The sequence below is a fragment of the Novipirellula artificiosorum genome (assembly GCF_007860135.1).
GTDB classification, from domain to species: Bacteria; Planctomycetota; Planctomycetia; order Pirellulales; family Pirellulaceae; genus Novipirellula_A; species Novipirellula_A artificiosorum.
Map to the genome: position 1 here is coordinate 22,005 of NZ_SJPV01000031.1, position 6,042 is coordinate 28,046.

Genomic DNA, 6,042 nt, shown 5'->3' on the forward strand with positions numbered 1-6,042 from the left:
TCCCCAAACATGACACAACGGAAAGCCCACAAGATCAAACCTGGCGACCGAATCGGCGGCATCGAAGTGTTCGACACGCTCTGCCCCACCTTCGGCGGTTATTACATCCCAATGGTCGACGGAACGAGGATTGAGGTCGCTTCACCAGACACCCTCATCACCACCGATTGACGCTTCTCAAATCTTTACAGCAAAACAACCATGGCCATGATCGACACGCAAAAAAACCGCGCCACCGAACTTCGCACCGCGATACTAACGCTCGACCCGGAGACCTACCAAGAGATTCGGCGGTCGTACTACAAGATCGCCGAGGAGCTTCGCCCCTTGGTCGACGCCCTTGGAAAGGCCGACGTCGACCACGGCGGTCCGGCTGGCCCACTCTTGGAAGAACATTACATCTTTTGCGAGATGCTCGACCAACTCGACAAGAGCATCCTGGGCGCGGTGGTGTAAACCCGCCAAGCCCATCCCAATTGCCGGCTTCAGCACGCCCGACGTTGGTAGCGTCCGGGCGTTTTGCCGTCAGTGCGGCTCACAATCCTGCTACATCCAACCAAACGCGTCACGCTGCCCGACAACGGGCCACAGTCTTCTTTGAACTGATCAATTTTGTAACGGGAAACTCAACCATAATGACACAGCTCAAACCAGGCGATCGCATCCGTCTAATTTCGATGACCGACGACCCCGACCCGATTCCTGCCGGCACGCTCGGAGAGGTCGTCGGCGTTTATCCTCACGGCGACTGGACGCAAGTCGATGTCGATTGGGAAAACGGTCGGTCGCTGATGCTTTCGATTCCACCGGACGTCGCTGAACGTGTCGGCGCCGTTCAACTGAACGGCAAAAGCTGTTAACCCAGAGCGGCGTTTTTCGCTCCGGTCCGCAGGAGCCGAAGCAATCGGCGAATGAACTTAGAGGGTGCCAAGATTGCGAGAGCGCGATAGTCTCGGCCTGATCTGCCAATTTTTGAATGTCACGCCGTCCGACCGGTACTTCCACGAGATAGGCAAGAGACTCTCTCAGTCACCGAAAGCCTGTCAAAACCGGGCGTTTTTCGCGGCAAAAGCGACCGTGGCCAGTGAAGTACCCTGAACGAACCGGCGTGGCAGCCCTATTCCGCAGATAGAAAAGAGTACAGCGGAAGCAACGCTCTTCGTGGAGGCTCTCTGATTACCAGGGTACTTTTAGGTACGAGTTGGGCTATCCCGTAGTACCTGCTTCCGGCGTCGTTCTTCGACTGATTTGAAGCACGCTGTGGCACGGTCTTTCTCCGGACTACTTCGCTGTTGACAGAGTTCTTGCCGACCGTAGGGCCTTTAATTCGATGCCATTGCCGTCGGAGCTTGAATAAAGCGGATTTGGACGTTGAGGTCAGGAAACTCGATCGCGGGTGAGAAATTAGGCACGCGATTATCGTTCAATGCAGAGAGCGTGGCCCCGATGTCTTGCGATTTGAGGCACAGGTGCGTGATGCTTCGTAGCGCGAAGTCGGTTCGCCTTTGATAGTTGTGCGATCGAGTCGAAAGTTTGGCCAAGTGCAAGTTCGAGTGGTGACCTATCGATTTGCTCGACGTCGGCCAGCCGGTGCTACGGTTCTCAGCAGACTATCCCGAAAAGGTAACGAGGGTCCGCAACCTGATGCTGGTCACGATGCTTTTTCGCATCGGCTCCCACATCTACCAGTGGCTCATGAAAACACCAACTGGCGGCCCGACGACTATCCGCCCGGCACACCCGATCCCGGTCCGCGTCCACCGTGGTGGCCCGATGACTACGACTGGCCGCCGCGACCGGAAGAACCAATTGTGATCGAATCCCCTTTGCCACCACACATCTGGCCGCGACTCCCGCCCGATCACCCTTATCACTTGCCACCGGGTCACTCCTACCCCGACAGTCTGCCGCCCGGTCACCCCGGCGAAGCCTACCCCGGCATGCCCGACTACCCGGTTGTGCATCCCGGCGACTGGGGCGATGACTGGCCCAGCTATCCCAGCATCCTCGACGATTGGCCGCCCAGCCACGAAGACGAAGAAGAATAGGCTTCGCTTGGAAAGTGGTACTGCGTCTGGTTGATCTCATCGACGCAGCTGGTCTGTGAGGCACGCAAGCCACCTAAAGGACAGACCAACTTGCCTACTGAAGGCGTCGGATATGTGGAGATGATCCTCTAACTGAAAATATCCTCCGCGACTGAGCCTGCGACCTCGGTCAGTCGCATTTCTCGACCACCATAGCGATACGTTAATCGTTCATGGTCGAATCCTAGTAGGTGCAGAATGGTGGCGTGCCAGTCGTGGATGTGCGTTTTGTTTTCGACCGCTTCATAGCCATGCTCGTCGGTGCTGCCGTAGCTGAAGCCGCCTTTCACCCCACCGCCGGCCATCCACGTCGTGTAACCTTTGTGATTGTGGTCTCGGCCGTTGCCATCGGGTGAATAAGGCGTCCGACCGAACTCGCCGCCCCAAATGACCAGCGTGTCTTTGAGTAGATCGCGGCGCTTCAGATCGGCCAGCAACCCGGCAATTGGTTTGTCCGTTTCGGCGCAGTTGTCGGCCAGCGCAGTTTTAATGTTGCTGTGTTGGTCCCATGTTCCGTGTCCCAGTTCGATGAAGCGAACGCCAGACTCGGCGAAGCGACGTGCGAGTAGACACTGACGACCGAAACCATCGGTCGGATCTTCGTTGATTCCGTAAAGCTTCAGTGTCTCTTCCGATTCGCCGGATAAGTCCATCACTTGGGGAACAGCGTCTTGCATGCGAAAGGCGAGTTCAAAATTCTCGATGGCCCCTTCGATGATGGGGTTGTGCACGTCGCGGGCCAACTTGTCGCGATTGAGCGCCCCCAATAGATCGAGTTGCGCTCGTTGATCGGTCTTGGAAAGTAGCCTATTGACGGCATTGTTGATTCCATTTGGATTGACTTCTCCGCGGCGCATTCGGTCGATTCGACGATTCCTTGCACTGCTGTCCTGAACCGAGAATTTCGTTCCCTGATAGGCGGCGGGCAAGAACGCGCTGCCGTAGTTCTGCGCGCCGCCGTTGGCCGTGGTTGGGTTGATTAAAATGAAACCGGGCAGGTTTTGGTTTTCGGTGCCCAGTCCGTACAGAGCCCACGCGCCCATGGAAGGTCGAACGAATTGAAAATGACCGGTATGCATTTGCAGGAAGGCCTGTGCATGCGCGGGCTGGTCGCAGTGCATTCCGCGCAGCAGACAAAGCTCATCCGCTTGCTTCGCTAGATTGGGAAACAACTCCGACATCCACAATCCGCTTTTTCCGTGCTGACCGAATTTCCACGGCGGTGCCGACCACGGCGTGCCGTAGTGGGAGGGTCGCCCATGATCTTTCTGCAGTTGCGGTTTGTAGTCGAATGTGTCGACATGCGAGGGTCCGCCTCGCATGCACAGAAAGATGACCCGCTTGGCGCGAGGTTCAAAGTGTGGTGTTCGCGACGTCAGCAAGGCTGTCTTGGTATCAGCGACGGCCTGGGATGTGGCCAAACCCGCAAAGGCAAGATAGCCAAAGCCGGCACCAAGCGATCGCAGCGCTTCGCGCCGAGAAAGTGTGGAGACTCGATTGTTGCAGAATGGGGCGCGTTTCATGTTCTTATCTCTCGGTGGTATGGATGCATGGTAACCCGCTGCGCAAGCGAGGGACCCAACGTGGAGAATTCCTCGCTCATGCGTCGGGTCGCCACATGCATGCGCGTCGAAACGCGTATGAGTGATTCGCTAATCAATCGTGTTGAATTCCGTCGTACACAACAATGTCTGGCAGTACGCAACCAATTTCTCTTCTGTCGTCAGACGCGAATCGCTCAAGTCGTTCATGAATTGCACTGCATGCTGTTCCTGTTGATCCGTCGGGTTTCTTCCCAACGCGATCATGTAAGCCTGTTTGATTCTCTCACTGGGTGGGAACTGCCTGACACGCTTGGCAAGACCGCTCGCTTGTCGATGCACGAACGGATTGTTCATCAGATAAAGCGATTGCAACGGACTCGATGTCGTCTCGCGTGCGCCGGAAACGAGACTGGCGTCCGGTGCGTCGAACAATTCCAACATTTCCGGCAACACGCCACGAACTCGCGGCAAGTACACCGAGCGATGGTTCGACTCGATGGCCCGAATCACGGGCTCGAACACGTTCTGCCCGACGTTGCCTTCGCCGACCTCTCGCAACAACGTTCCAAGTGGACGCTGTGCTCTGAAGCTGACAGTTGTCGGCGATTCAACGAGTCCTTCATTGCGAGTTTATCTGCCCGGTGAAGTCGTCGACTCACGCGAACCGTCCGCTTGGACTGTAACGGGACAATCCGGTTCGACAACTTATCCGCCTGAGTCGTTGCGAATCATCGCAGGCGAGAATGCATCATGGAGCATCGACGAACTGAAAATCGGCACGACTTGGCATTCGGTAAACCAATCGGGCCTTTGAGATGCGCCGTTCATTCGGCTCGCCATTGGGGGACAAGTGCGTGGGTGTCCGCCAACCAATCATCGAGCGTTTGACTCAGGGCGGTGACTTTCTCTGGCATCGCAGGTGCCAAGTTCGTTTGCTCGCCGATATCAGTGCTCAAGTCGTACAGTTCGTAAGCGTGCTTGCCATCGTCTCCGCCAAACCAAAGTCGGATGAGTTTGTAGTCGCCTTCGCGAACGAATGAGCCGCCGACGGTGCCCGCCAGCGTTTTGGATCGGGGGAAATGGCAGAACAGGCGTTCCCGATTCAAAGTCGTTTCGTCAGACAGGACCGGCAAGAGACTGATTCCATCAATCTCTTCATGCTGCGATTCGTCGACACCCGCGATCGCTGCCAAAGTGGGAAGCAGGTCGATCGCATGAACCGGCTGGTCGCACTTGGAATCGGCGGGGACCGTTCCCGGTTTGCGAACGATCATTGGCACTCGCACCCCGCCTTCGTAGAAACACGCCTTTCCGCCTCGAAGCGGTGCGTTGGAAGTCACCGGAACCGGGAAACGTTTCGCGTACTCGCCCCGCATATTGCTCCAATGAACACCGCCGTTGTCGGACATGAAGAACACCCACGTATCGTCAGAAAGTCCTGCGTCTTCCAGCTTGTCAAGAATCCGGCCGAGGCTTTCGTCCATCGCAAAAAGCATGGCCGCCATCACGGGATTCTGGTGCGTGAGACTCTTGTCAATCTTGGCGGCAAACCGTTCGACGTCTGCCGGCCGTGCTTCGTAGGGCGAGTGGACATTGAAATGCGATAGGTACATGAAGAACGGAGCGTCGCCTCGATTGTCGATCAGCCGGCAAGCTTCGTCGGTCAGTCGCTCGCAGATGTACTCGCCGTCGGGGCCTGGTTTCAACGCAGGGATTCGATTCGGTGCGAAATACCCGCCACTCGGTCCGGCACCTCCGACGCAAATGACTTTGTCAAATCCTTGTTGTCCGGGCCAATACTCGGGTTGATTGCCCAAGTGCCATTTCCCAAGAAACCATGTGTCGTAGCCAGAGCCTCGCAAAGTTTCGGCGATAGTTGTCTCTTCCAGGGGCAGGTGCGATTTACTCTCGGGCCAACGAACGGTCTCGCCACGTCTGGGTTGAGCGGAAAGTTTTGGCTCGGCCTTGCTTTGTCCAGTGATGGCTTGGTGCATCGCGAATCTGGCCGGGTACTTTCCTGTCATCAGTGCCGCGCGGGTCGGCGAGCAGAGTGGATGTGCGTAGGCCTGGGTGAACGTCATGCCTTGTTTGGCCAGACGCGTCATGTTCGGCGTTTCGTAGAACTCGCTTCCATACGTCGAACTGTCCATCCAGCCCATGTCATCAACGAGGAAAACGATGACGTTGGGTTGCTTCGCTTCTACTGAAAGGGCCAAGTTGCCAACGACGAAAACGATGATTGCAAAGAGTGTGCGCATAGGATTCACTTTAGGAATAATATCGTAGATGGGGATGAAATGCTCGCTGCAGAGTAAAACCAAGTGATATCTAACTTCCCCTGATTTCACTCGGAGCAACGAGCAATGTCGAAAATAACCTATCACGTCGGACTGGACTATCACCAACACAGC

The 6,042-nt window shown here is 56.2% G+C and carries 8 protein-coding genes; 5 read left to right on the top strand and 3 right to left on the bottom strand.

Features of this window, described 5'->3' with window-relative positions; all coding sequences use genetic code 11:
- Window positions 1-9 precede the first annotated feature (9 nt).
- The 4 genes from Poly41_RS34640 to Poly41_RS32695 all read left to right on the top strand — a co-directional run bounded on the left by Poly41_RS34640 (window position 10) and on the right by Poly41_RS32695 (window position 2,048).
- Entirely contained in the window at window positions 10-171 is a 162-nt protein-coding gene (locus Poly41_RS34640; RefSeq protein WP_197231957.1) for a hypothetical protein, read from the top strand.
- Between the two features lie 30 nt (window positions 172-201).
- Window positions 202-456, top strand: coding sequence for a hypothetical protein (locus Poly41_RS32685; RefSeq protein ID WP_146531580.1), 255 nt, complete (start codon window positions 202-204; stop codon window positions 454-456).
- A gap of 179 nt (window positions 457-635) precedes the next feature.
- Window positions 636-860 carry a DUF4314 domain-containing protein gene (locus tag Poly41_RS32690; RefSeq protein WP_146531581.1) on the top strand — a complete coding sequence of 75 codons (225 nt, stop codon included), beginning with the start codon at window positions 636-638 and terminating at the stop codon, window positions 858-860.
- Between the two features lie 828 nt (window positions 861-1,688).
- Window positions 1,689-2,048, top strand: a complete 360-nt coding sequence (locus Poly41_RS32695) for a hypothetical protein (RefSeq protein ID WP_231616133.1) — start codon at window positions 1,689-1,691, stop codon at window positions 2,046-2,048.
- A gap of 128 nt (window positions 2,049-2,176) precedes the next feature.
- On the opposite strand, the gene Poly41_RS32700 is transcribed toward Poly41_RS32695, so the two are convergent.
- Together Poly41_RS32700 and Poly41_RS32705 are read right to left on the bottom strand one after the other, a co-directional pair.
- Window positions 2,177-3,610, bottom strand: coding sequence for a DUF1501 domain-containing protein (locus tag Poly41_RS32700; protein ID WP_146531582.1), 1,434 nt, complete (start codon window positions 3,608-3,610; stop codon window positions 2,177-2,179).
- A gap of 129 nt (window positions 3,611-3,739) precedes the next feature.
- The gene (locus tag Poly41_RS32705; protein WP_231616134.1) at window positions 3,740-4,192 is read right to left on the bottom strand and encodes a DUF1553 domain-containing protein; all 453 of its coding nucleotides are present in this window, start codon (window positions 4,190-4,192) and stop codon (window positions 3,740-3,742) included.
- Window positions 4,193-4,253: 61 nt separating this feature from the next.
- Here Poly41_RS32705 and Poly41_RS35340 point away from each other — a divergent pair, with 61 nt between their 5' ends.
- On the top strand, window positions 4,254-4,445 hold the full coding sequence (locus tag Poly41_RS35340) for a hypothetical protein (protein ID WP_231616135.1): 192 nt from the start codon (window positions 4,254-4,256) through the stop codon (window positions 4,443-4,445).
- A 10-nt stretch (window positions 4,446-4,455) separates the two neighbouring features.
- On the opposite strand, the gene Poly41_RS32715 is transcribed toward Poly41_RS35340, so the two are convergent.
- Window positions 4,456-5,889, bottom strand: a complete 1,434-nt coding sequence (locus Poly41_RS32715; protein ID WP_146531583.1) for a sulfatase — start codon at window positions 5,887-5,889, stop codon at window positions 4,456-4,458.
- Window positions 5,890-6,042: the final 153 nt, after the last annotated feature.

Coding starts and splice junctions, on each gene's coding strand:
- Poly41_RS32685 (WP_146531580.1), top strand. CDS start 202: ATGGCCATGATCGACACGCAAAAAAACCGCGCCACCGAACTTCGCACC.
- Poly41_RS32700 (WP_146531582.1), bottom strand. CDS start 3,610: ATGAAACGCGCCCCATTCTGCAACAATCGAGTCTCCACACTTTCTCGG.
- Poly41_RS32690 (WP_146531581.1), top strand. CDS start 636: ATGACACAGCTCAAACCAGGCGATCGCATCCGTCTAATTTCGATGACC.
- Poly41_RS34640 (WP_197231957.1), top strand. CDS start 10: ATGACACAACGGAAAGCCCACAAGATCAAACCTGGCGACCGAATCGGC.
- Poly41_RS32715 (WP_146531583.1), bottom strand. CDS start 5,889: ATGCGCACACTCTTTGCAATCATCGTTTTCGTCGTTGGCAACTTGGCC.